The organism is Moorella mulderi DSM 14980 (assembly GCF_001594015.1).
In the GTDB taxonomy this organism is placed as follows: Bacteria; Bacillota; DSM-521; order Neomoorellales; family Neomoorellaceae; genus Neomoorella; species Neomoorella mulderi.
On record NZ_LTBC01000001.1, the window covers coordinates 410,620 to 433,166 of the forward strand.

General features: G+C 55.1%; 25 protein-coding genes and 1 tRNA gene. 4 read left to right on the forward strand and 22 right to left on the reverse strand.

Annotation, left to right across the window (positions count from 1 at the left end):
- Nucleotides 1-79 precede the first annotated feature (79 nt).
- From pnpS to selA, 13 genes are all read right to left on the reverse strand, one after another.
- Nucleotides 80-1,561 (reverse strand): two-component system histidine kinase PnpS, encoded by a 1,482-nt coding sequence (pnpS, locus tag MOMUL_RS02130; protein ID WP_062280881.1) that lies wholly within the window; start codon nt 1,559-1,561, stop codon nt 80-82.
- A 15-nt stretch (nt 1,562-1,576) separates the two neighbouring features.
- Nucleotides 1,577-2,779, reverse strand: coding sequence for an HD-GYP domain-containing protein (locus MOMUL_RS17595; RefSeq protein WP_062280884.1), 1,203 nt, complete (start codon nt 2,777-2,779; stop codon nt 1,577-1,579).
- Between the two features lie 70 nt (nt 2,780-2,849).
- Nucleotides 2,850-3,044: a DUF1858 domain-containing protein gene (locus tag MOMUL_RS17760; protein WP_062281441.1), complete on the reverse strand. Its 195-nt coding sequence runs from the start codon at nt 3,042-3,044 to the stop codon at nt 2,850-2,852.
- Between the two features lie 270 nt (nt 3,045-3,314).
- Nucleotides 3,315-3,878 (reverse strand): Uma2 family endonuclease, encoded by a 564-nt coding sequence (locus MOMUL_RS02145; protein WP_062280887.1) that lies wholly within the window; start codon nt 3,876-3,878, stop codon nt 3,315-3,317.
- Between the two features lie 181 nt (nt 3,879-4,059).
- Nucleotides 4,060-4,371, reverse strand: coding sequence for an MTH1187 family thiamine-binding protein (locus tag MOMUL_RS02150; RefSeq protein ID WP_062280890.1), 312 nt, complete (start codon nt 4,369-4,371; stop codon nt 4,060-4,062).
- 55 nt (nt 4,372-4,426) lie between these two features.
- Nucleotides 4,427-4,526, reverse strand: a tRNA-Sec gene (locus tag MOMUL_RS16050).
- Nucleotides 4,527-4,581: 55 nt separating this feature from the next.
- A complete protein-coding gene (locus tag MOMUL_RS02155) occupies nt 4,582-5,289 on the reverse strand; it encodes an ABC transporter ATP-binding protein (RefSeq protein WP_062280893.1) in 708 nt (235 codons plus the stop codon).
- Nucleotides 5,264-6,058: an ABC transporter ATP-binding protein gene (locus tag MOMUL_RS02160; protein ID WP_062280896.1), complete on the reverse strand. Its 795-nt coding sequence runs from the start codon at nt 6,056-6,058 to the stop codon at nt 5,264-5,266. The genes MOMUL_RS02155 and MOMUL_RS02160 overlap by 26 nt, the downstream gene beginning before the upstream one ends.
- Nucleotides 6,039-7,001 carry a branched-chain amino acid ABC transporter permease gene (locus tag MOMUL_RS02165; protein ID WP_062280899.1) on the reverse strand — a complete coding sequence of 321 codons (963 nt, stop codon included), beginning with the start codon at nt 6,999-7,001 and terminating at the stop codon, nt 6,039-6,041. The genes MOMUL_RS02160 and MOMUL_RS02165 overlap by 20 nt, the downstream gene beginning before the upstream one ends.
- Nucleotides 7,002-7,895 carry a branched-chain amino acid ABC transporter permease gene (locus MOMUL_RS02170; protein WP_062280901.1) on the reverse strand — a complete coding sequence of 298 codons (894 nt, stop codon included), beginning with the start codon at nt 7,893-7,895 and terminating at the stop codon, nt 7,002-7,004. It lies immediately after the preceding gene.
- A gap of 94 nt (nt 7,896-7,989) precedes the next feature.
- Nucleotides 7,990-9,189: an ABC transporter substrate-binding protein gene (locus tag MOMUL_RS02175; protein WP_062280904.1), complete on the reverse strand. Its 1,200-nt coding sequence runs from the start codon at nt 9,187-9,189 to the stop codon at nt 7,990-7,992.
- A 77-nt stretch (nt 9,190-9,266) separates the two neighbouring features.
- Nucleotides 9,267-11,171 (reverse strand): selenocysteine-specific translation elongation factor, encoded by a 1,905-nt coding sequence (selB, locus tag MOMUL_RS02180; RefSeq protein WP_062281444.1) that lies wholly within the window; start codon nt 11,169-11,171, stop codon nt 9,267-9,269.
- Between the two features lie 44 nt (nt 11,172-11,215).
- Nucleotides 11,216-12,658 carry an L-seryl-tRNA(Sec) selenium transferase gene (selA, locus tag MOMUL_RS02185; RefSeq protein WP_062280908.1) on the reverse strand — a complete coding sequence of 481 codons (1,443 nt, stop codon included), beginning with the start codon at nt 12,656-12,658 and terminating at the stop codon, nt 11,216-11,218.
- Nucleotides 12,659-12,853: 195 nt separating this feature from the next.
- Between selA and MOMUL_RS02190 the strand changes: the two genes are divergently transcribed.
- Nucleotides 12,854-13,270 carry an Hsp20/alpha crystallin family protein gene (locus tag MOMUL_RS02190; RefSeq protein ID WP_062280910.1) on the forward strand — a complete coding sequence of 139 codons (417 nt, stop codon included), beginning with the start codon at nt 12,854-12,856 and terminating at the stop codon, nt 13,268-13,270.
- Here MOMUL_RS02190 and MOMUL_RS02195 read toward each other — a convergent pair.
- Complete coding sequence (locus MOMUL_RS02195; protein ID WP_062280913.1) at nt 13,267-14,289, reverse strand: GerMN domain-containing protein; 1,023 nt, start codon at nt 14,287-14,289, stop codon at nt 13,267-13,269. The two genes, MOMUL_RS02190 and MOMUL_RS02195, sit on opposite strands and share 4 nt — an antisense overlap.
- A 74-nt stretch (nt 14,290-14,363) precedes the next feature.
- Complete coding sequence (locus MOMUL_RS02200; protein WP_062280916.1) at nt 14,364-15,389, reverse strand: YkvI family membrane protein; 1,026 nt, start codon at nt 15,387-15,389, stop codon at nt 14,364-14,366.
- 107 nt (nt 15,390-15,496) lie between these two features.
- Here MOMUL_RS02200 and yyaC point away from each other — a divergent pair, with 107 nt between their 5' ends.
- The gene (gene yyaC, locus MOMUL_RS02205; RefSeq protein ID WP_062280919.1) at nt 15,497-16,126 is read left to right on the forward strand and encodes a spore protease YyaC; all 630 of its coding nucleotides are present in this window, start codon (nt 15,497-15,499) and stop codon (nt 16,124-16,126) included.
- A gap of 2 nt (nt 16,127-16,128) precedes the next feature.
- Here yyaC and MOMUL_RS02210 read toward each other — a convergent pair whose 3' ends face one another.
- The 4 genes from MOMUL_RS02210 to MOMUL_RS02225 all read right to left on the reverse strand — a co-directional run bounded on the left by MOMUL_RS02210 (nt 16,129) and on the right by MOMUL_RS02225 (nt 18,707).
- Nucleotides 16,129-16,770, reverse strand: coding sequence for a phosphoribosyltransferase (locus tag MOMUL_RS02210; protein WP_062280922.1), 642 nt, complete (start codon nt 16,768-16,770; stop codon nt 16,129-16,131).
- Between the two features lie 136 nt (nt 16,771-16,906).
- The gene (locus MOMUL_RS02215; protein WP_062280925.1) at nt 16,907-17,266 is read right to left on the reverse strand and encodes a bactofilin family protein; all 360 of its coding nucleotides are present in this window, start codon (nt 17,264-17,266) and stop codon (nt 16,907-16,909) included.
- Nucleotides 17,247-18,176 carry a M23 family metallopeptidase gene (locus tag MOMUL_RS02220; protein ID WP_062280928.1) on the reverse strand — a complete coding sequence of 310 codons (930 nt, stop codon included), beginning with the start codon at nt 18,174-18,176 and terminating at the stop codon, nt 17,247-17,249. The genes MOMUL_RS02215 and MOMUL_RS02220 overlap by 20 nt, the downstream gene beginning before the upstream one ends.
- A gap of 12 nt (nt 18,177-18,188) precedes the next feature.
- Nucleotides 18,189-18,707, reverse strand: coding sequence for a DUF4446 family protein (locus tag MOMUL_RS02225; RefSeq protein ID WP_062280930.1), 519 nt, complete (start codon nt 18,705-18,707; stop codon nt 18,189-18,191).
- Between the two features lie 251 nt (nt 18,708-18,958).
- Between MOMUL_RS02225 and larE the strand changes: the two genes are divergently transcribed.
- Nucleotides 18,959-19,801, forward strand: coding sequence for an ATP-dependent sacrificial sulfur transferase LarE (larE, locus tag MOMUL_RS02230; protein ID WP_062280932.1), 843 nt, complete (start codon nt 18,959-18,961; stop codon nt 19,799-19,801).
- Nucleotides 19,802-19,823: 22 nt separating this feature from the next.
- Complete coding sequence (gene larC / locus MOMUL_RS02235; protein ID WP_062280934.1) at nt 19,824-21,014, forward strand: nickel pincer cofactor biosynthesis protein LarC; 1,191 nt, start codon at nt 19,824-19,826, stop codon at nt 21,012-21,014.
- 49 nt (nt 21,015-21,063) lie between these two features.
- Here the strand turns inward: larC and MOMUL_RS02240 are convergent, their stop codons facing one another.
- Genes MOMUL_RS02240 through MOMUL_RS16505 form a run of 3 tightly spaced genes read right to left on the reverse strand, consistent with a single transcriptional unit; the run spans nt 21,064 to nt 22,512 of the window.
- Nucleotides 21,064-21,753 carry a DUF554 domain-containing protein gene (locus MOMUL_RS02240; RefSeq protein WP_236712943.1) on the reverse strand — a complete coding sequence of 230 codons (690 nt, stop codon included), beginning with the start codon at nt 21,751-21,753 and terminating at the stop codon, nt 21,064-21,066.
- 34 nt (nt 21,754-21,787) lie between these two features.
- Nucleotides 21,788-22,342: a pyruvate kinase alpha/beta domain-containing protein gene (locus MOMUL_RS02245; RefSeq protein ID WP_062280939.1), complete on the reverse strand. Its 555-nt coding sequence runs from the start codon at nt 22,340-22,342 to the stop codon at nt 21,788-21,790.
- Between the two features lie 29 nt (nt 22,343-22,371).
- Entirely contained in the window at nt 22,372-22,512 is a 141-nt protein-coding gene (locus tag MOMUL_RS16505; RefSeq protein WP_161484950.1) for a hypothetical protein, read from the reverse strand.
- Nucleotides 22,513-22,547: the final 35 nt, after the last annotated feature.

Consider the following 22,547-nt stretch of genomic DNA (forward strand, 5'->3'; position numbering starts at 1 on the left):
GGAGGTAATCAGGTATTAGGTTTAATGATATTATAACTCATTCCTGTTAAGAATCAATAATGGCCTTGTTAAGTTTAGATTAATTTTGAGCCTTCTCCGGTATGGGACTTTCCGCCTGTACCTTTCCTTCAGTTACTACCGGTAAGGTAAAAAAGAAACGGCTGCCCTGCCCCGGCTGGCTGGTTACACCGACATTACCACCGTGGGCTTCAACGATATGCTTAACTATAGCCAGGCCCAGGCCGGTACCCCCCATTTCCCTGGAGCGAGCCTTGTCAACCCGGTAAAAACGTTCAAAAACCCGGGGCAAGCTTTCTGCCGGTATACCAATACCGGTATCTTCTACCTCCACCTGGATGCCATCGTTCTCTAGGCCGGCCCGTACCGTTACCCTGCCGCCGGCAGGGGTGTACTTAATGCCATTGTCAATTAAATTTAGCAAAACCTGACTTAAATAATTCTCGCCAATGGCCAGGGAGGGCAGGCCTTCCGGTATTTCTACTTCCAGGTTAACCCCCTTTTCCCGGGCCAGGGGATTAACTGTAGCCAAAACTCCCTCCAGGGTAGGTATGAGCTTGGCCCTGCCGGGGCGGACCCGCTGGGGTTGATTTTCCAGCCGCGAGAGAGCCAGGAGATCTTCAATTAACTGCTGCAGGCGCTGGGCCTCTTTATTGATAATACCCAGAAAACGGCGGCTCACTTCCGGGTCTTCCAGGGCCCCTTCCAGCAGGGTCTCCACAAACCCCCGGATAGACGTCAGGGGCGTGCGCAGTTCGTGGGAAACGTTAGCCACAAACTCCGTCCGCATTTGTTCCAAGCGGCGGATATTTGTTATATCCCGGATGGTCAGGGCCGCACCCACTACCCGTTTTTGGGCACTGAGAATGGGCGCCCCATAAATTTTAAAAAGCTGATTAGTAGTAGGAAAAAGGCGGGTTTCTATCTCCAGGGGCATGCCGCTGGACAGGATTTCTTTGACGAGTTTATCGACCTCATGATTGCGAATTACTTCCAGTAAATACTTGTGCTCAACTTCCGTACCTTTCTTGCCAAACATGGCTTCGGCCGCCGGATTTAAGAGCATTACCCGGCCCACCTGGTCCACAGTTAACAGGGCGTCACTCATACTGGCAAGAATTGCTTGCATTTTATTTCTTTCTTCTGCCATTTCCCGGAAGTTGTTGCGTAAAGTTTCCACCATGACATTGAGGTGGTGGCTCAACAACCCTATTTCATCATTACCTTGAATCTCGATCCGCTGCTCCAGGTCGCCGCCGGCAATTTTTTGCGTCAGGGGTAGCAGGGCCGTCAGGGGCATAATTATCCCCCGGGACAGGATAAAGGTCCCGGCGGTCATTACTACCAGTACCACCAGCATGGTCAGCAGGAGCTGCCCTTCCAGCCTGGCCACCAGGGCACCGGCCCGGAAGGGCGGCAGCCACGGCAGCCCTAGGGCGTCAAGGATGGCCTGGCGCAGGTAAAGATAAGCTGCCAACAGGGTCAAAAAGAGGAGGGTTAAAAAGTTTAAGGCGATCTTCCAGCGTAAAGAGCGCAAGGCCATCACCACCACTTCCAGTTATGTAAGCAAACACGAGGCGACGGCCACAACTGCCGGATCAAACTGGCTACCACTACCCCGGCTTAGAATAGCCACTGCTTCTTCGGGTGTCCGGGTAGGCTGGTAGGGCCTTAAGGAAGTCATGGCATCAAAGGCATCGGCTACGGCTATGATCCGCGCCCCCAGGGGGATTTCCCCATCATGCAGGCCATAAGGATAACCTTGGCCATCATAACGTTCGTGATGCAGGCCGGCATCATGGGCTATATCTTTTAAACTGGTAACGCTGGTCAATAAATCTATGGTCCGCACCGGATGCTGGCGTACCACCTTTAATTCCCGGGCATCGAGCCGGCCTGGTTTATCTAAAATGGCCCGGGGAACGGCAATTTTGCCAAAATCATGGAGGAGCCCGGCAATTTCCAGGCGCTGGATTGCTTCTTCGCTAAAACCCAGGCAGCGGGCCAGCCGCATGGCGTAGCTGGCCACCCGCCGGGAATGACCGGCCGTATAAGCGTGTTTGGCGTCGATTATTTGGGCAAAAAGGTTGATAGTAATTTTCATCGGCTCAGCCACCTGGAAATTTACAGGTGGCAGGTCTAAAATTACCCGGAACATTTTTAACTCCAGGGCTGCATTGGTGGCTACTTCTGCAAATAACGAGCCCGCCATCAGGCTATCGAGAACAGTTAACAGTTCCGGGGGAAAGGCCTCCTGGACCGTCCAGGCCATGGCCTTTTTGACGGTAGACCAGTCGCTGCCGGGGTAAGCCCGCAGGGTTAGATCAAATTCATCAGCCACCCCCAGGAGCAAGGCACCGGGAACGATAGCTCCGCCCTTAAGGCCCTGGGGGTAGCCGGAACCATCCCACCGTTCATGGTGGTCGCGGATCATGGCCGCCACTTCCTCGCCCAGGCCGGGAATGGCGGTTACCATGGTCGCCCCCCTGGCAGGGTGGCCCCTTATTTCCGGGTTTTGCCTGGCTCCTGCCTTAAGAGTAAGGTGCACCAGGTGGTCGTCCAGGCCCATGGCACCAATGTCGTGGAGCAGGCCGGCATAAAAAACCTGGGTGGCCTGACCGGGCAATACTTTTTGGGCCAGTTCCTGGGCCACCAGGGCTACCCGCCAGGCATGGTAAAGTTTAGTCTCTTCTTCTACATCCAGGATGGTTGATAGAGCCACCACCAGTTCACAGAAAGAACGATCCGCCGGACAGCTCACGGCTCCCCCCCCTTTATAAAAAAATCGCCCTTTATATTGGTAATAAAGAGCGATTTCCCCAGGTATAGTTTTAGTCTTCCTTAGCCCCTTTGTTTACCACCTTATTCAGGTCGGCAACAAGGCTAGCAACATCAATACCATGGGCCATGGCTCCCTGCTCGATATTTTCAAAGCGTGCCGCCGCGCAGCCCAGGCAACCCATCCCGTGTTCCATAAAAACCGGCACCGTCTGCGGGTACTTGCTGACTACTTCTGTAATGCTCATTTCCTTGGTAATGGTGGCCAAAGGACTCACCTCCTCATCATGTTTATCATTATAAACGGTAAGAGGCCCTTTGTAAAGAAAACAGGAAGGAAGCGTCAAGACAATTACCTCCCCGTCCACCCATTCCGCCCAGGTATCCTCATCACACCAGGCTAAAAATTCTTCAAAGGTTAGCTTGCCTTCCGGTAGGGGCCTGCCTGTTTCGCAGGTCACTGCTGCCTCCCACACTGCTGTAGCCATCTTTTTGCCCTCCTTCCAGGGACGGATTCCTTAAGCCCAAACTTTTGCCAGTTCAACCATCAGATCCGGGAAAAGTTCGGGTGTAAAATGTTCCTCTTTTTTCCAGCAGCGGATAAGCATGTAAATACCCCTTTCCAGGCGGAACTCCTCCACCGTCTTTTCCTGGGGGTCCACCACCCAGTAGTAAGGCACGCCATAACGGGCATAGACCTGAGCCTTGGTTACTTTATCGGTACCGGATGTGGAGGGGGAAAGGATTTCCACCACCAGGTCGGGAGTGCCAGCAATATTTTTTTCGGTGATCACGTTTTGCCTTTCCCGGGAAACATAGATCAAATCTGGCTGGGTTATGCTGATGTTACTGAGAACCACATCCAGCGGCGCTGCAAAAACTTCCCCCAAACCTTTTCCCATGACATAGGTGTGCAGAATGAAGTGCAGGTTGCGCGACACCCGCTGGTGCTGGGTAGTGGGCGACGGTGTCACATGCAGCACCCCTTCCAAGATTTCATAGCGTTTCCCATCATCTGGCAGGCGCAGATAGTCGTCGTAGGTAAGAATAATCTCCCCTGCGGGGGGTACAGGCCGGCTCACTTCGCCCCCTCCTTCCGGTAACCGTTTATTTGGGATCATTGTATAATCGTTCCACAGTGTTGTCAATCAAGCAGCTAACCGGACCAAAAGGCCTCCTTAAGCTATCATATGAACGACAATAGAAAACCCCACTGGCGGTTCCCTCCATTTTTACCCGCCGGTGGGGTTTAATTCACTCTGGCTATTTGCTTGTTACCAGCTTTTCCTCAACCGATTTAACTTTTCCTTCCATGGTCAAATCCTTATCGCGCCGGTCGTCAATGCGGATAATAGTCATAGACCGCCGGGCTCCCTTTACAAAGGGTACCTCGTGCAGTCGCTGCAATAGGGGAAATAAGACATCCAGCTCACCTTCGATAATGGTACCCATAGGCGTTAATTGATACTTGATTCCCGGTGTTTCCTGCAGGACCCTGTGGGCATCGGCCACATACTGGCTGATGCTGGTGCTACCTGTTCCCAGGGGGGCTATGACTACTTCCAGAACGGCCATTGCACTGTCAGCCTCCTTCAACGAACAACACGGCCCTTCTTGGCTGCTATGGCTCTGGCGGGAGTGTGTGGGAATCGAACCCACCGCGCCCGGGGCTCACCCACGCGCCGGCTGGATTTGAAGTCCAGGCAGGCCACCAGGCCCGATCCACTCCCATGCCATTATACGACCGCCCGCATGCCAAGTCAAGATAACTGCCCGGCCTGCAGATTACCCGCCCAGGTAGGCCTTTTTGACGGCTTCGCTGTTGGCCAGATCGGCGGCACTGCCTGCCAGGGTAATCCGTCCCGTCTCTAAGACATAACCGCGGTGGGCCACGCTCAAAGCCATGTTGGCGTTTTGCTCTACCAGTAAAATCGTCGTTCCCTGTTCGTTGATCTCCCTGATGATATTAAAAATTTCCTGCACTAGGATAGGTGCCAGGCCCATGGACGGCTCGTCCAGCAGCATGAGCTTTGGCCTGGACATCAGCGCCCGGCCGATGGCCAGCATCTGCTGTTCACCGCCGCTTAAGGTGCCGGCCATCTGTTTCTGGCGTTCCTTGAGACGGGGGAAGCGCCGGAAAACCTCCTGCATGCTTTTATTTATTCCTTCCCGGTCCCGGCGCAGGTAGGCACCTAGCTCCAGGTTTTCCCGCACTGTGAGATTGGGGAAAATCCTCCGGCCTTCCGGCACCTGGGAAATACCCATTTTTACTATGGCCTGGGCCGGCAGGCCGTTAACGTTCTGGCCCTGGTAGGTGATGGTACCGCTCTGGGGCCGTAAAAGACCGGAAATCGTTTTCAAGGTGGTGCTTTTACCGGCCCCGTTGGCCCCGATGAGGGTTACAATTTCGCCTTCATTTACTTCCAGGGAAATACCCTTCAGGGCATGGATGGCGCCGTAATAGACATTAAGATTTTCCACCTTGAGGAGCAACACCGTTCACCTCCCGTCCCAGGTAAGCTTCGATAACCCGCTCGTTGTTGCGAATGTCCTCAGGCGGTCCCTCGGCAATAACCTGGCCGTAATCCAGGACATAGATACGCTCACAAATACCCATCACCAGGGACATATCGTGCTCGATTAATAAAATCGTCAGGTCAAACTCCTGCCGTATCCAGTTGATTAAGGTCATTAATTCCTTTGTTTCCTGGGGGTTCATGCCGGCTGCCGGCTCGTCGAGCAAAAGGAGTTTAGGCCGTGCCGCCAGGGCACGGGCAATCTCCAGCCGGCGCTGTTCGCCGTACGGCAAATTTTTGGCTTTTTCATACTGGTATGGTTCCAGCTTAAATATCCGCAGCAGTTCTTGACTCCGTGCCAGTATCGCCGCTTCGCCCTGGTGAAAGGAGGGCAGGCGGAAAATGGCGTTGAGTATGCCGTAACGGCTGTGCCAGTGGTAGGCAATGCGGATATTGTCAAGGACACTCAGATTGCCGAAAAGGCGGATATTCTGGAAAGTTCTAGCAATGCCTCGCTGGGTAATTTGATAGGGTTTCAGTCCTACCAGGCTGCGGCCGTTAAAAATAATCTCCCCCCTGGTGGGACGGTAGACACCGGTCAGCAGGTTAAAAATCGTCGTTTTCCCCGCACCGTTGGGGCCAATCAGGCCTACTAGTTCTCCCTGCTGTAAACACAGGTCCACATTGGCTACCGCCATCAGGCCGCCGAAGGAAATTGTCAAATCCCTAGTTTCCAGCAGAGCCACTGGCTTCACCCCGTTTCGGCACCCAGCGGTCCAGGGTAAATTCCCTGGTGCCCATTAAACCCTGGGGGCGGAAAACCATGATGACAATCAATAGTACGGCGTAGATAACCATCCTTAAAACGGCCAGGTCCTGGAGGGCAGCATTAATAATTGTGATGGCTGCCGCGGCAATGATGGAGCCGGTGATGCTTCCCAACCCGCCAAAGACTACCATGACCAGGATGTCAAAGGAGCGGAAAAAGGTAAAAGTGGCCGGCTGGATTAGATAAAAATAATGGGCATAGAGTGCACCGGCAATCCCGGCAAAAAAGGCGCCCATGGCAAAGGCCAGGACTTTATAGTAAGTGGTGTTGATTCCCATAGTTTCGGCGGCAATCTCATTTTCCCGGATGGCCACACAGGCCCGCCCGTGGGTAGAATTAAGGAAATTGACAATAACCAGGATGGTCAGGACCATCATCAGGTAAAGCCAGGTCCAATTGGTCAATTGGGGAATACCAATCATCCCGGCGGCGCCGCCGATATAGTTAATATTGTTGGCTGCTCCCCGGATAATTTCTCCAAACCCCAGAGTGGCGATAGCCAGGTAGTCTCCCCGCAAGCGCAAGGTGGGTAACCCGATGATAATCCCGGCAACGGCCGCCGTGCAAGCACCGGCCAGGATAGCCACCGGAAAAGGCTGGCCCAAGTTGGTAGTCAGGATAGCGGATACATAGGCACCCACTGCCATGAAGCCCGCATGGCCAAGGGCCAACTGGCCGGTAAAGCCGACAATTAGATTCAGGCTAACTGCCAGGATAATATTGATCCCAACCATCATTAAATTGATCTCCTGGAAGGCACTGATTACACCCGCTGCCTGCAGCCAGTAAACCAAAAAATAAATTAGGATCGCGCCGGCCAGGGAGAGTAGATTTTTTTTGCTAAATCGCACCTGTTTCACCTACACTTTTTCAGTATTGTTCTTTCCCAGCAGGCCGGACGGCTTGACCAGCAGGATTAGGATAAGCAGGAGAAACACAATGGGGTCCCGTAATTTACTGCTCCAGTAACCGCTGACCATGGTTTCAAAAATACCCAGGGCAAAGCCCCCCACCATGGCCCCGGGAATCAGGCCGATGCCGCCAATAACTGCCGCCACGAAGGCCTTTAAACCGGGCATAATGCCCATTAAGGGATGGATAGTATTATAATAGAGACCCAGGAGAATGCCGGCTACAGCGGCAAAGGCCGAGCCCAGGGCAAAGGTTACGGAAATGGTGTTATCTACATTGATGCCCATGAGCCTGGCGGCATCAGGGTCGTAGGAGACAGCCCGCATGGCTTTACCCGCCCAGGTATAATGGACAATATACTGCAATATGATCATCATTGCGATAGTAATGGCTAGAATTAAAAGCTGCAGGGTGGTGGCTGTCAGTTTTATGCCAAATATCGCCAAAGGTAGTTGGGCGCTGGTGATTAGCCCCGCCGGATAGGAACGAATTTCGGTTCCCAGGACCATCAGGCCCCCGTTCTCCAGAAATAAGGATACGCCGATGGCTGTAATCAAGGGTGCCAGGCGGCCAGCGTTACGTAAAGGTTTATAGGCGACCCGCTCAATGAGAACCCCCAGGATAGCAGAACCGATCATGGAAATGATAAAGGCCAGCCAGATATTTAATTTGAGATAAACTACCCCAAAAAAGGCAATATAAGCGCCCACCATTAAAATGTCGCCATGGGCAAAATTAATCAACTGGATAATACCATAAACCATGGTATAGCCCAGGGCAATGAGGGCATAGATGCTGCCCAGGGACAGCCCGTTGATTATCTGCTGGAGAAATACGGCCATGCTGCCAACTCCCAACTCGGCCCTAAAATAAACTCCAATGAGGGGGTTAGAACCCCCCCCATTGGTTGGTCTGGCACTTTTTTAGGCCAGGGTTTTAATGGGTAATCTTTTTCTTTAGCGTCTGCTTGCCGTCTACCATGGCAATAATGGCCACATCTTTAACCGGGTTATGGTTTTCATCAATGGTAATCTTACTGGTAATACCGTCAAAATTCTTTGTACTGGCCAGGGCATTGCGGATGGCTTCCGGATCAGCCGACCCGGCCCGCTTGATAGCATCGGCCAGCAGGTAAGATGTATCATAAGCGAGGGCAGCAAAGGCGTCCGGCTCCCTGTTGTATTTGGCCTTAAAAGCTTTAATAAAGTCCTGGAGCCGCGGGTTGGGATCGCTGGCAGCGTAATGGTTGGTAAAGTAAGTATTATTCAGGTTGGCTGCCCCGCCGGCGTACTCGGCCAGTTTGGGAGAATCCCACCCGTCGGCACCCAGCATGGGAACCTTTATGCCCAGTTCCCGCGCCTGGTTAACGATCTTGCCCACGTCACCGTAATAGGCCGGAACATAGATCAGGTCGGCACCGGCATCCTTAATCCTGGTGAGGGCGGGACGGAAGTCCTGATCGCCGGAATTAAAGCTCTCTTCCGCCACAACCTGGCCGCCGTTTTTGACGAATTCCTCTTTAAATACCTTATATAACCCCTTACTGTACTCATCAGAGTTGCTGTAAATAATGGCCGCCTTTTTAGCTCCAAGATCTTTGGTAGCGAATTCCGCGCCTACAATGGCCTGGGTGGGATCGATAAAGCAGACACGGAACACGTAGTCGCGCACTTTCTTGGTCTGGGGATCGACAGTTACATCTGGATTCGTCGCCGAGGGGCTAATAATAGGTACTTTATATTTAGTAGCCATGGTCGCCGCCGCCATGGTGGCACCGGAAGTAGCCGGGCCCAGCAGGGCAACGACTTTATTCTCCGTAATCAATTTTGCAGCCGCACTCATGGCTTCTTCTCTTTTACCGCCATTGTCCAGCACGATAGGGTTGAACTTCTTGCCACCCAGGACACCGCCGTTCTGGTTGATTTCTTCAAAGGCCAGCAGGATGGCGTCTTTAGAATTAGTACCATAAGTAGCTACATCGCCTGAGAGTTCATAGTTGACGCCGATATTAATGGTATCGCCGCCGGAAGCCCCCTGTTTTTCCGCCCCTGATTTTTGCTGGCCGCACCCGGCGATTATTGCCGCTGCCAAGAGCAAGGCCACGGTAAACAGGGCAATTTTTTTAATCCTCTCCACTTTAAAGGACCTCCTCCGGTTTTTTTGCCATTGGCAGGCACATTTGCATTTATTATAAACCTGCCTTTGAATAACTGTCAATTGGCAATAACCATTCGCCTGTCCCCCTGGCGGCGCGTAAGTTTTATCCGGTCCAGGTACTCTAAAAAGGGTAGGACATACTTGCGGGAGCTGCCCAGGGCGTCCCTTACTTCAGCCAGGCCGAAGGGGCCGGCAAGGCCTAATTTTTTCACTACCGCCAGGGCCTCTTCAAAGGCCTCCCGGTGCCAGTAAAATTCGTCGTTGATTTTAACCAGCACTCCTTCCCGCATCAGGTAGTGAAGGAGCTCTTCCAGTTCTGCCGGGGCCAGGTTGTAAGCAGCTGTTACTTCATTAAAACCCGGCGGCTGCCACCGGGCCGACCGGTAACGCTCTGCCAGGGCCTGTAAAAGTTCTCTTTGCCGGGGGCTAAACTCGGGCTTAAAATCAGCCAGGGCCACGTTACTTGCCGTCAACTGGATACGGCCTTCCCGGGACCATCGTTCCAGCAAGGCTTGAAAAACCCGCGCCGGCAGGCGCGAGAAATAACGGGAACGCAATTCTTCCCGCGCCAGGCCGGGGCGCAGGGGATACTGGCGGTGAAAATCATCCAGGGCCCGGGCCGCTTCCCGCCACCAGGCAGCCAGGCGTTCATTGCTCACTGCATACAGGTCGTTATCGGCAGCAAGCAAGGTAAGCTGTCCCGCGGCAGCCATATCCTGCAACAATTTCCTGGTTTCTTGCGGCGTTAACGCCGCCCTGATAGCTGCTTCCTGCCCGTCAACGCCATCCCGGTGCTCCCGGACAATCTGGGCCAGGATTTCTTGGGGCGAACCTTCCAGGCGCTTCTTTAAAGAAGCAAGGACGGACGGCTCAAAACGGCGGTGCCGGGGCGGCGCCGGGTCAATGACCAGCCCGCCGCCGATGGTTTCCATGGGCGAATAGCTGCGCAAGATAAAGCGATCGGCCCGGGTAGCCACCACCGGCTCCTCCATGAGCAGCTGGACAAAGGCCTTTTCCCCGCCCTTTAATTCGTTTCGATCAAGGAGGATAATTCTGCCCAGAACCTCGGCCGTGCCCAGGTAAAAACGGATACGGCTGCGGTTGGCCAGGGTACGGGCGCCTGCCAGAAGCTTAAAACTGGCGTCCAGGCGATAGGTAGGCCGTAAAAAGCCCGGGGTCAGCAGGGAACTGCCCCGGCTGATGGCCTCCTTTTCTATGCCGGCTAAATTTACGGCTACTCGCTGGCCGGCCAGGGCTTCTTTAACATTCTTGCCATGGACCTGGAGGTTGCGAACCTTGGTCTTTATACCTTCCGGCTGGACCTCCAGGTCGTCTCCTACCCGGATGGTTCCTGACCAGAGGGTGCCGGTAACTACCGTGCCAAAACCGGTAATGGAAAAAACCCGGTCGATGGGGAGCCTTGCCCCGCCTTTTGCCGGCCGGGGCGGAGTTGTTGCCGCCAGGGCATCCAGCCGGGCCAGGAGCTCGGGTATCCCTTCTCCGGTCAGGGCAGACACAGGTATGATGGGGGCATCTGCCAGCACTGTCCCCTGTACGGCCTGGCGCACCTCTTCCCGGACCAGTTCCAGCCACTCGGCATCCACCAGGTCGATTTTCGTAAGCACGATGATACCCTGCTTGATCTGCAGCAGGTCGATGATGGCCAGGTGTTCCCTGGTCTGGGGCATCACGCCTTCGTCGGCCGCCACCACCAGCATGACCAGGTCCATACCGCCGACACCGGCCAGCATCTGGCGGATAAAACGTTCATGGCCGGGTACATCCACCAGGCCTAACTGGCGCCCGCTGGGTAAAGTCAGGGGAGCGAACCCCAGCTCAATGGATATGCCGCGTTCCTTTTCCTCTTTAAGCCGGTCCGTATCAACGCCGGTTAAGGCCTTGACCAGCACCGTCTTGCCGTGGTCAACATGACCGGCAGTCCCGACAATAATATAGTCCACCAAACATACGCTCCTCCAAAGGGATCTATAAAATTAGGCGCTTATTAGTTGGCTTCCCAGCCCACATTTTCATGGTTCCCTGGTGAGTCGTTAATCCCATCGAGGGCCTCTACCAGGGCGCGGGGGAGCTCTTCGCTTTCACCGGGCAGGAGGGTACGGACGTCGAGGATTAAGGTTTCATCCTGGACCCGCGCCACTACCGGGGGATCGGTATGGCGCAGGCGCCGGCCCAGCTCATCTACCGTAATCTGCTCCGGCTTGATGGTTACCCCCCAGGACGGCAATTCAGTTAACGGTAGGGAACCGCCTCCGGCCTGGGACGTAATCTCTTTTATGCCTACCCGCGCCCGGGAACCCAGCACTCCTGCCAGCAAGGCCTGCAGCTGTTCCGCCTGCCGGCGTAAGGCCTCCGGCCGGGCTACCAGAGCAGCCAGGGTGGGGATCTCCTGGACAGCCCGGTCCGGGTTGCGATAAGCCCGCAGGGTTGCCTCCAGGGCGGCCAGGGTCATTTTATCAACCCGCAGGGCCCGGGTTAAAGGGTGACGGGCAATGGCGGCCACCAGTTCCCGGCGGCCCAGGATAATCCCAGCCTGCGGCCCGCCCAGCAGTTTGTCCCCGCTGAAGGTTAAAAGGTCTACTCCCTGTTTAATTTCTGCCTGCACAGTCGGTTCGCCGGTAATGCCGTAGTTCTCCAGGTCCACTAGAAAACCGCTGCCCAGGTCTTCCATGACGGGTACCTGCCGGCGCCGGCCCAGGTCAACCAGTTCGGCCGTGGTCACCTCATGGGTAAAGCCCTGGATGCGATAATTGCTGGGGTGAACTTTAAGGAGGAGGGCTGTATCCGGCCCCATGGCAGCCTCGTAGTCCCGGAGGTAGGTCTTATTAGTAGTACCCACTTCTACCAGCCTGGTGCCGCTCTGGGCCATAACCTCAGGTACCCGGAAGGAGCCGCCGATTTCCACCAGCTGGCCCCGGGAAATAATAGTTTCCCTGCCGGCTGCCAGGGCGGCCAGACTTAAGTATACGGCAGCAGCGTTATTGTTAACCACCAGGGCTGCTTCGGCACCGGTCAGCTCCTGGAGCAGGCCGGCCACATGTTCATAACGGCTACCCCGCTCACCCCTTGCCAGGTCAAACTCCAGGTTGGTATAGCGCCGGGCAGCCATAAGGGCTGCTTCCGTGGCGGCCTGACTTAAAATAGCCCGGCCCATGTTGGTATGTAAAACAATACCGGTAGCATTAATTACCGCTCGCACGCTGCTACGGCCGCTAGCTTTGTACCTGTTCCTTATTTCCCGCACCAGTTCTTCCGGATCCGGCGGCTCAATTCCTGCAGCCAGTATTTTCTCCCGCCAACCAGCCAGGACCTGGCGCGTACAGGCTACCACCAAGTTATGATCTTTTTGGGATAATTCCTGGAGCAGGGGGTGCCGTAGTAGCTGGTCTACCGCCGGTAGTTGCCGCAAAAGGTTTTTGGGCTGTTCCATGGTTGCCTCCCAAAATCTAAAGTTGGAAAAGGGCGGTCTTGCAAAAACGAACTACCGTTATTATAACCACGAGTTAAAAAATGTGGAACCGGTACAGGTACCAGTTCCGCAAAAAGTTTTCCCGCGCCGGGTTATAAACTCCGGCTGCTGGTTAGAAAATATAGCTTAAGAAGACTTGCCAAAGGAGGTTTTTCCATGAGTATTGGTCCATGGCGCCCCTGGCGCGAACTGGCCGATATCCGCGAGGCCATGTTCCGTAACCTCATGCCCGGCCTCTGGGAAGTCGGCCCCCGCATTGACATCTACCAGACCGACAGGGAAGTGGTAGTCACGGCAGAATTACCGGGCCTGACTTCCAAGGACGATGTGGAAATCACCGCCACCGAAGATACCCTGGCCATTCGGGGTGAAATTCGCCGCAGCGAAGAAACAGGGGAACAGGACTATCACCGCGCCGAGCGCTTTTACGGTACCTTTGCCCGGACCGTCAGCCTGCCGGCCAGGGTAGAACCGGAAAAAGCGACGGCGACTTATAAAAACGGTATCCTGGAGATCCGCTTGCCCAAAGCGGAAAACCAGCGGCAGCGGCGCATCCCCATTAATCTCCACTAGTGTTTAAGAAAATTTAACTGCTCCGGCCGGGACAGGGGTTTGTCAATAGCTGAGCCCTCGGGTAAATATTCGCGTTTTTGTCCCTCAATCAACAGCTGTACCCTGTCAATCTCCGGGAACTGGGTTAAGGTAAAGAGGAGGGAATTTAGGAGGGCTGTTTCGGCCGCACTACCCCCACCATAGCCTGTTACCTCGCGACTGAAATTCACAGTGGCCAGGCCGTGCTCAATTTTTAGATCCAGGAGCCTGGTCCCGGGCCAGATGGTCCGTACCAGCCTGCTGTCCGGCGGCGGCCCGGCCAGCAAGGCCAGGATAGCCGCCCGGGGTAGATCACTTCCCGTGGCTCCGGGCGGCAGCGCCACTGTGACCGGTACCAGAAAGTTGGCGCTGGCGTCATTAAAGTAGACCTGGACACCCTGCTGGTTATCTTTTTTTAAGAGGCTGTTAATTGTGGCCGGCCGGGGCAGGGGTGTATCAAGTTTTACCCCGCCAACCTCCGGCACAGCCTGCCCCTCGACCAGAACTTGCACATAGCGGGCATTATCCAGGCTGGTCAAAGTTAAAACCATGGCTTTAATAGCCCTTTCTGCCTGCCCATTATCCTTCACTTGCAATAATTCTTTTGTTAAATCAACATATACCGTCTGCTGGTTATCTAAAAGATAAACATCCTTCAGTTTAACGCCGTCCGGCATTACTCCCTTTAAACCATCCACCTGGGGACCGGCGAGGAGTTTTTCCACCGCTACTTTAGCTACTTCGCGGGTCGGGTTAAAGGTAACCGTTACCGGTACCAGATAAGCTCCATCTTGGGTCAGGTAATACACTAAAACCTGGCTCAATTTCCTGTCATATAACAATGGGCGTCTCTCTTTGGCAGTTTTGCCGGGCAAATCTTGGGTAGCAGGTTTGGGTTTGCTGAAACAACCGCCGCTAAGCACAACCAGTACCAGTAGCAATAATACCAGTACTACTCGCGACCACCCCCAGCACCAGTTTCCCGGGTGGTCTGCCTTCATATCCTTCACTCCCTCCCAGGTTTTTTAGAGATTTTTTCGATAAACAAGAGCTAAAATCCTGCCTGTCCTGCATTTTAAAGACGGCGTATTAAAGAGAGGATTAACAAGCACAGACCCAGGTAACCGAAAAGGGGGTAAATCCAGCTTACCAGGTTGATAAAACCACAAGTAGCCACCGGTAAAGCCAGGATGAGAATTACTACCGCTACCCGCCAGGGTGGAAGGGCGGGAATTTGCCCCAGCCTTGTCGCCAGCCCGTAAAGATCACTTGCCGCCGTGGTCACTATGGCCAGCCAGAGGGCCAGGGCATAAAGGTGAAGAAGTCCGGGTTGCAGGCCGGACACCAGGTACAATAAAGGTAGTTCTGCCCGCAGGCCCGCAGGACTTAAAACCGCCAGGGCCGTCACCAGCAAGTACGCCAGGGCTCCCAGCAAAAGCCCGCCCAGCCCGGCCCCCAGGACCCCCTTGCGGGATGCCGGCAGGGAGGTGAGTAAAACCGCAACACCAGCCATATTATAAGTAACGTAGAGGCAGGCGTTGAGGACCCAGTTGCTGCTGATGAGCCCCCCTGGTGGTGCAGGCGGGGCAGCAGCAAATGACCCTGGCCGGGACATGATGGCAACTACAGCGGTTAAAGTCATAATTACCAGCATAACCGGTACCAGAAGGGTATTTAAAAGCAGCAAGCCGCGGCCCTGGCCCAGGCTGGCCAAGAAAGCCAGAATAACGCAGGCCAGAATTCCGGTAATGGGCGCGAGCCCAAAATACTGCCTGGCCACGGCACCGGACCCGGCCAGCATAATAGCCAGGGCACCAAACAGGAAGGCGCCTGTGGCCAGGTCGGCCGGTTTCGCCCAGTTGCCCAGAAGCACCACCAGGAAATCATAGTAAGAGTTAGTACGCCACTTCAGGGCCAGGCGGCGTACCTGGCTGGTAGCCAGGATTAAAAGGGTCCCCATTAAAATTATGGCCGCCGGGGCCTCCGGTCCCAGAGTCACGAAAAATTGGACCAGTTCCTGGCCGGAAGCAAAGCCGGCCCCGGCCATGGTTCCCACGACAGCTATAGCTACTGCCAGTTCAGCCCTAAGGATCAGGACCACCCTTCCCGCAATCTTTGTACATTAATATGCCGGGAGGGGGGTCTAATAGTATAAAAAAGCAGAATCCGGCATATACTCTAGGCACAAGGCTTCTCAGGAGGTAAGGTATGGCACTGTTACCTTTTTTCACCTTTAATCAACCCGAGGCAGCCCTGCCTCCTAAGATTAAATATTACTACCAGGACCCCCTGGCAGTGGAAAAATTAAGCCAGACCCTGGCCGGGCACCTGCAGGAGCTTAACCCTCAGGGTAAACAACCCATTGTAGTAGTATGCATTGGTACTGATCGTTCAACGGGTGACTGCCTGGGACCCCTGGTGGGCACCAATCTTTTACACATGCCCAGTTTGCCCATTGCGGTATATGGTACCCTGGACGAGCCAGTTCACGCCAGCAACCTGACGGAAAAACTGGCCTATATTAAGACCCACCATCCCGATCCCATAATCATCGCCGTTGATGCCTGCCTGGGACAGGCGGAAAATGTCGGCGTCATTACCCTGGCCCCGGGGGCTTTAAGACCCGGAGCCGGGGTGAATAAAAATCTCCCGGCTGTGGGAGACATTCACTTTACTGGCATCGTCAACGTTGGCGGCTATATGGAATATTTTGTCCTCCAGAATACCCGCCTGTCCATTGTCATGCGCATGGCCCAGCAAATTGCCAGCGCCATTTACCAGGGTGTGTGCATAGTTTACAAGCATCGCAGTATTGCCGTTGCCCAGGGCCTGCAGTAGGATCAGGAAGCACGTTTGAACTTCGCTAAAATATTCTCCACCTCGTCATCTGAAACCTGGCTGAAATCTTCATAGAACTGGCCCACGGCGTAAAAGGGCACCGGAGTTGCCAGGCAGATTAAGTCTCCTACTAGAGGCCGCAGGCGTTCCACGGTCTCCGGCGGGGCCACCGGCACGGCCAGGACCAGCCGCCCGGGGTTGGCCTGCTTTACCGACTGCAAGGCCGCTTCTATAGTCAAGCCGGTAGCAATACCGTCATCTACTACAATAACAACCCTTCCTGTGATTTCCGGTTCACTATCATGACCCCGGTAAACCTTCAGCCGCCGTTTGATTTCTGCTACTTCCAGCTCGATGAGGGCTTTAAGATCGGCCGGTACCAGCTTATAAGATCGCATAACGGGTTCGTTATATAAAACTGTACCATCTGGCGCCACGGCGGCTACAGCCAGTTCCGGATTGCCCGGCAGGCCCACTTTGCGGGGGATAATCAAATCCAGTTCCCCTGCCAGGGCCACGACGATGGGCGCGGCGACTACCACCCCGCCCCTGGGCACGGCCAGCACCAGGGGTTGCTGGCCCCGGTAAACCTGCAGGGCCTTGGCCAGCTGGCAACCGGCATCGTGGCGATCTTTAAAGAGCATGTGGGTCTAACCCCCCGGGAAAAGAGAAGTAGTAATAGCTTTTCCCTTATTTACATGGCTATGTATTCTCCCGGTTGGAGGCGCAGCAGGTCCCACGGGCCTGGCCCGGCAGAGCCCGGTATAAGCTCATTCCAGGCTAGGAATCGGCCGGTAAGGGCATCTGGCAGTGGCCCTGGAGCAAACCGCCGGGTTCGACAATCAGCCGCACCGTCTGGACATCGCCCTCCACCTTGCCTGTCGGGGCAATTTCCAGTTGACCTGTGGTTACCACATCGCCTTTGATGGCTCCCACCACCAGCAGGTTGCGGGCCCTGACCGTGGCTACCACCTGGCCGCTTTCCCCGACCACCAGGTCACCCTCGGTACTTACCTCGCCTTCAAAATTACCGTCGATGCGGACGGCGCCTTCCGCTACCAGTTTGCCGGTTATTTTAGCCCCCTTACCAATGACCGTATCTACCGTTGCCGCAACGGCGTCATTCTTTTTCCCCAGCACTGCCGGCGACCTCTCCTCCCGTAAGATATTTTAATGGGTCCTGTAGCTGGTCATTTAATTTCACTTGAAAGTGCAAGTGGGGACCGGTACTACGGCCGCTGCTGCCCACCCTGGCAATAGGCTGGCCCCGCACCACCTGTTCCCCCGTTTTAACTAAGAGTTCAGAATTATGACCATACATACTTGTTAAACCATAGCCGTGATCAATGATAATGGCACGTCCATAAACCGGCATCCAGCCGGCAAAAACCACCCGGCCGTTGCCAGCAGCCTGGACCTCCGCGCCATAGGCAGCGGCAATATCAATGCCTTCATGAAATTCTTCCCGCTGGCCAAAGGGGGAATCCCGGTAGCCAAAGGGGGAAGAAACCGGCCCCCTCACCGGCCAGTGGGAGGGCAGGGCTGCCAGGTAAGCCAAGTGCTGTTCCATTTCCCGGGCCAGTTCTTTTAGTTTGACCTCCTGGCGAGGAGTGTCCCGGGCTACACTGTTCAGGATAGAACGTACCTGGTTTAAAGTTTGTTCCTGTTCCCGTGGTCTTAAACGGCCACCCCGGGAAGCTTCGCTTGGGCGCCCACCGCCCCCCTGGCCCAGGCCCAGCAAGGACCTTACCCGGGCATCCAGTTCGTCGATGCCCTGGATTTTTTCCTGCAAAGCCCTGGCCTGTTCCTCCAGTTGCATAATCTGGGCGGCCTGGCTGGCATTGATCTGGTCAATAACTCTAAGCTCGGCAACCCTTTTGTGCAGGTGATATACTGCTCCTGCGGCTGTAATTAAGGCTATAATAAGCAGTATGGCCATTACGACCGCGACCTGGAAAAACCATACCGGGAGTAAATAGCGATAAACTCCCCGCCGCCCTTCCGGGACAAGCATTAGCGTAAAGTAACGATCACGCCGGCTACCCTTCAAACCCGGATCCCCCTAACTGGCTGCCTTTTCCGGCGTCAGCAAGCCGAGGGCCATAGCCAGGGCCTTTTCTTCCTCTTCGCTTAGGCGGTAAGTCGAACGCCCACCGTGAACGGGTTTAATAAAGACGCGGGTCTCGTCCCGGGCATAAAGGCTGGTGAGGATAAAACCGTGCCCTTCCCTGTTAAGGAGGGCCAGGGCAAAACTCAAATCGCTGCCGGTATCGGGAAAGGCATTAAAGCGGAACAAGCCCATGCGGCTGAAACTTTTTTCCAGGCCCACCTGGAGGTCGGCTGCCTTTTCCTGCACCTGTTCAAGGGCTTTCTTTATCTCCCCGAGGTCATGAAAGCGCGCCAGAACGGCAGTCAGGTCGTGGCCTTCGCCGGTTTCAGCTAAACGCTTGATGCGTCCTTCCAGGCGCCTTACCTCAGCATGGTTATACCAGAGAAAAAGGATGATAAGCAATTGCAAGCCGGCCAGCCCCAGGAGGATAGGGATATAATAGGGTGCCAGTAAAGAAGTAAGTGCCGCCAAGGTAAAATCCTCCCTACTAAATTACAGCAAAGGATTTATTTCCACATGAAATGCCATTTTCCTGTTATTTAAACTTACATTTCGCAACAATAAACTGGTTAACCACCGCTAATATCATGTTATCCCGAGAGTACCTGTATCTGCAAGTATGCAAATTCTATCATCCCGAAAAAAATAAATCCAGCAGGATTTATTAAGGTAGAAGAAGAAAGTCTATATGCCCATAAATAAATTAAAGCGTGGTGATATTAATGAGAACTGCTGATCTAGATGCCAAACTGGAACTCCTGCAAAATAATTTAGCAGGCATGGAAGCCATCCTGGTGGCTTATTCCGGTGGTGTTGACAGCAGCCTTTTACTCAAGGTAGCCAGTATGACGCCGGCCAAGGTCCTGGCGGTAACGGCTGCTTCCCCCACTTATCCCCAGGTGGAAATAGAAGCCGCTACCCGGCTGGCGCGGGAACTCGGCATCCAGCATTTGGTAATAAATACCAACGAAATGGCAGACCCCGCCTTTACTGCCAACCCGCCGGAACGCTGCTACCATTGCAAAAAGGAACTTTTTGCTACCTTGCAAGAACTGGCCCGGAAACACGGACTGAAAGTAATAGTCGATGGCGCCAATGCCGATGACAGCGACGATTTCCGCCCTGGCAGCCTGGCGGCCAGAGAGTTCGGCGTCCGCAGCCCCCTGCAGGAAGCAGGTCTGACCAAAGAAGAGATCCGCCAGCTGGCAAGATACTTAAACCTGCCTAACTGGGATAAACCTTCTATGGCCTGCCTTTCCTCCCGCATCCCCTACGGTCAGGCCATTACCCCGAAAAAACTGGAGCAAGTGGCTGCTGCCGAAGCTTTCTTACACCAGCTTGGTCTAAGGGAAATCCGGGTACGCCACCATGGACCCATTGCCCGCCTGGAGGTAAACCCGGCCGCCTTTGCCCTCCTTATTGATACAAATGTCAGGGAAAAGCTGGTTAACCATCTCCATGAGATTGGGTTCACTTATATAACCTTAGATTTAGAAGGCTTCCGCAGTGGCAGCATGAATGCCGTCCTTAGCCCGGAGGAACGGGCAATAAGCAGCAAGATCTAGAGTTTAAGGCAGGTGGATAAAGATGAAAGTCGCCTACTTTGACTGCTTTTCCGGTATCAGCGGTGATATGTGCCTGGGGGCCCTGCTGGCCAACGGCCTTTCCCGGGATGAACTGGTGGCAGGCTTAAAAGGTCTGGCCCTGGAGGGGTGGGAATTACAAGTCAGAGAAGTCAAACAGCAGGGTATTGCGGCCATAGATGTAGATGTACAGGTGGCCGGTCACCAACCCCACCGCCACCTGGAAGATATCCTGGAACTCATCAATAACAGCCCGCTGCCTGCACCGGTGCGGGAAAAAGCAACGGCTGTCTTCCAGCGCCTGGCCCGGGCTGAGGGCCAGGTGCACGGCATCAGTCCCGAAAAAGTCCACTTCCATGAAGTTGGGGCCGTCGATGCCATTATCGATATTGTAGGCACTGTCCTGGGCCTGCACCTCCTGGGTATTGAGCGGGTTATAGCATCACCCCTGCCCCTGGGCTCCGGCTGGGTCGAATGCCATCACGGCAAACTGCCTGTACCGGCACCGGCGACCCTTTACCTGCTCCAGGGTTACCCTGTTTACGGCACTGAAGATAAAGCCGAGCTAGTGACCCCCACCGGCGCGGCCCTCATCACTACCCTGGCTGGTAGTTTCGGCCCTTTCCCGGCCATGAATTTGACCAGCGTTGGCTTTGGCGCCGGGAAAACCCTTCTTGCGCATCCCAACCTCCTGCGCCTGGCCCTGGGAGAAATAGCCGGCACGCAGCCAGAAGGAGAAGAGAGCAGCCTGGTCCTGGAGACGACCATTGATGACATGAACGCCGAGTTTTTCCCCGCCCTCATGGAGCAGGTCCTGGCTGCCGGGGCCGTGGATGCCTACTTTACACCGGTGCAAATGAAAAAAGGCCGGCCCGGCGTCCTCTTTACAACCATCTGCCCGGAAAACCGCCTGGCCGCGGTAGCAGCGGCCATCTTCCGCCATTCCAGCACCCTGGGCCTGCGCTTTCGCCGCGACCGGCGCCTGGTCTGCCAGCGGCGGAGTACGGAAGTGCTGACGCCTTACGGGCCGGTCACCGTCAAATGGGGGCTCTACCATGATCCCGAGGGCCGGGCAATCACCAACGTCGCCCCGGAGTATGAATCCTGTCGCCAGGCCGCCCTGGCCGCCGGCGTGCCCGTGAAGGAAGTCTACGCCGCCGCCCTGGCTGCCGCCCGGGCCGTAAAGGTATGGTGACCTAAGAAAAACCCCTTACCTGCCAGCGACAGGTCAAGGGGTTAGTTTTTTAATGCCACCATAAGGACAGCAGAGCAGCAAAGAAAAGGGCTGGTAAAAGGTTACCGGCGGGAATCTCCTTTATCTTCAGTACTCCAAGGGCAATAGCGATAATGAGCAGGCCCCCGCTGGCAGTAATTTCGGTTACTACTGCCGGCGTCAGGTAGTTCTGCAGCCAGGCGGCTAGGAAGGTCAAGCTACCCTGGTAAACAAGCACCGGCAGGGCCGACAGGGCCACTCCCCAGCCCAGGGTGGTGCTCATGGTAACAGCCAGGATACCATCCAGCAGAGCCTTGGCATAAAGGGTATTGTAATTGCCACGTAAACCAGCCTCCAGGGAACCCATAATGGCCATGGCGCCGACGCAATAGAGCAGGCTGGCGCTGACAAAGGCCCGGGTAAGCTCTCCGCTGCCGCCCCGGGTAAGAAGTAGCTCCAGGCGCCGCCCCAGGCCTGTCAAACGCCCTTCAATATCCAGGAGTTCCCCGCTAATACCCCCGGCTACCAGGCTGACAATCACCAGCACGATATTTTTGCTCTGGGTGGCCATGGCCAGCCCCACCAGTAATATACCCAGGCCAGTGGCCTGGGTAACTGTTGTCAGCAGGCGCCGTGGCAGGCGCTGGCCAATTAAGGACCCTAAAAGGGAACCGGCCAGGATGGCCAGGACATTAACCCATGTCCCCCACAAGTTCTTCACCCCGATTTCAGGCGTCAGCCGGCGCCTTTTTCCCTTAAAACTCCCTAGGTTTGCAAATTATCTCTTTGATTTTGGTAGCGAAAAAGTCCTGGGAATGGGCCGGGCGTAAAACCAGGGCCGTATCAACACCTTCGTTGCTGCCGCCCAGGGCAATGACATCCACCCCCGCCGGTATGAGCCCAGCGTCCAGGGCCATGCCGGCAACCTCGACGGCCACCTTGGTGCCCTGGCCGAAGAGACGCAGGGTATTGGCGATAATTTCGGCCGGGTAAACGCCCTGGAAGCTGAAACGCAAGGCGCGGTCCAGGCCGGCCAGCAGGTGGGTGGTGGTCAGGACTTTAATCCCCCCGTCCTCCAGGCGCCGGCGTGTGGCCGCATCCATTTCTATTTCCCCCGGATTTTTAAACCCGGCCTGGTGGGTGACGCAAACGATATTTAAGTCGTTATTCCCCAGGCACAGTGAGGCGCTGTAGCCGGTGGCCGAGGCAACGACCACATTCTTTAACCCCAGCTGCCTGGCCCGTTCCAGGGCCAACTTCACCGTCCCTTCTGTATTTATCTTTCCTTTTGCTTGCCAGTATGTTGTCATCTCTTCATCCTCCTTATCCTTGCTTTGCTTCAGAGGCCGGCTCCGGACATCTCGTCCTCGACCCCGCCCCCGCTCCTCAGCTCTGGGCCGCTTCGCCACTCGGTAGAAGCTCGCTCGCTTCCGACAAATGCCAGCCAGGCATTTTCATACCCCCGCTGGTGGCGATTCATCGCCATGGGAGGCTCCTAGCAAAATAAATATCTTT

Excerpts from the sequence above, each read along its gene's own strand:
- MOMUL_RS02245 (WP_062280939.1), bottom strand. The coding sequence starts at position 22,342 with ATGACAACATACTGGCAAGCAAAAGGAAAGATAAATACAGAAGGGACG.
- yyaC (WP_062280919.1), top strand. The coding sequence starts at position 15,497 with ATGGCACTGTTACCTTTTTTCACCTTTAATCAACCCGAGGCAGCCCTG.
- selA (WP_062280908.1), bottom strand. The coding sequence starts at position 12,658 with ATGGAACAGCCCAAAAACCTTTTGCGGCAACTACCGGCGGTAGACCAG.
- larE (WP_062280932.1), top strand. The coding sequence starts at position 18,959 with ATGAGAACTGCTGATCTAGATGCCAAACTGGAACTCCTGCAAAATAAT.
- MOMUL_RS02210 (WP_062280922.1), bottom strand. The coding sequence starts at position 16,770 with ATGCTCTTTAAAGATCGCCACGATGCCGGTTGCCAGCTGGCCAAGGCC.
- MOMUL_RS02195 (WP_062280913.1), bottom strand. The coding sequence starts at position 14,289 with ATGAAGGCAGACCACCCGGGAAACTGGTGCTGGGGGTGGTCGCGAGTA.
- MOMUL_RS02150 (WP_062280890.1), bottom strand. The coding sequence starts at position 4,371 with ATGGCCGTTCTGGAAGTAGTCATAGCCCCCCTGGGAACAGGTAGCACC.
- MOMUL_RS17760 (WP_062281441.1), bottom strand. The coding sequence starts at position 3,044 with ATGAGCATTACAGAAGTAGTCAGCAAGTACCCGCAGACGGTGCCGGTT.
- MOMUL_RS02170 (WP_062280901.1), bottom strand. The coding sequence starts at position 7,895 with ATGGCCGTATTTCTCCAGCAGATAATCAACGGGCTGTCCCTGGGCAGC.
- MOMUL_RS02190 (WP_062280910.1), top strand. The coding sequence starts at position 12,854 with ATGAGTATTGGTCCATGGCGCCCCTGGCGCGAACTGGCCGATATCCGC.
- larC (WP_062280934.1), top strand. The coding sequence starts at position 19,824 with ATGAAAGTCGCCTACTTTGACTGCTTTTCCGGTATCAGCGGTGATATG.
- MOMUL_RS16505 (WP_161484950.1), bottom strand. The coding sequence starts at position 22,512 with ATGAATCGCCACCAGCGGGGGTATGAAAATGCCTGGCTGGCATTTGTC.
- pnpS (WP_062280881.1), bottom strand. The coding sequence starts at position 1,561 with ATGGCCTTGCGCTCTTTACGCTGGAAGATCGCCTTAAACTTTTTAACC.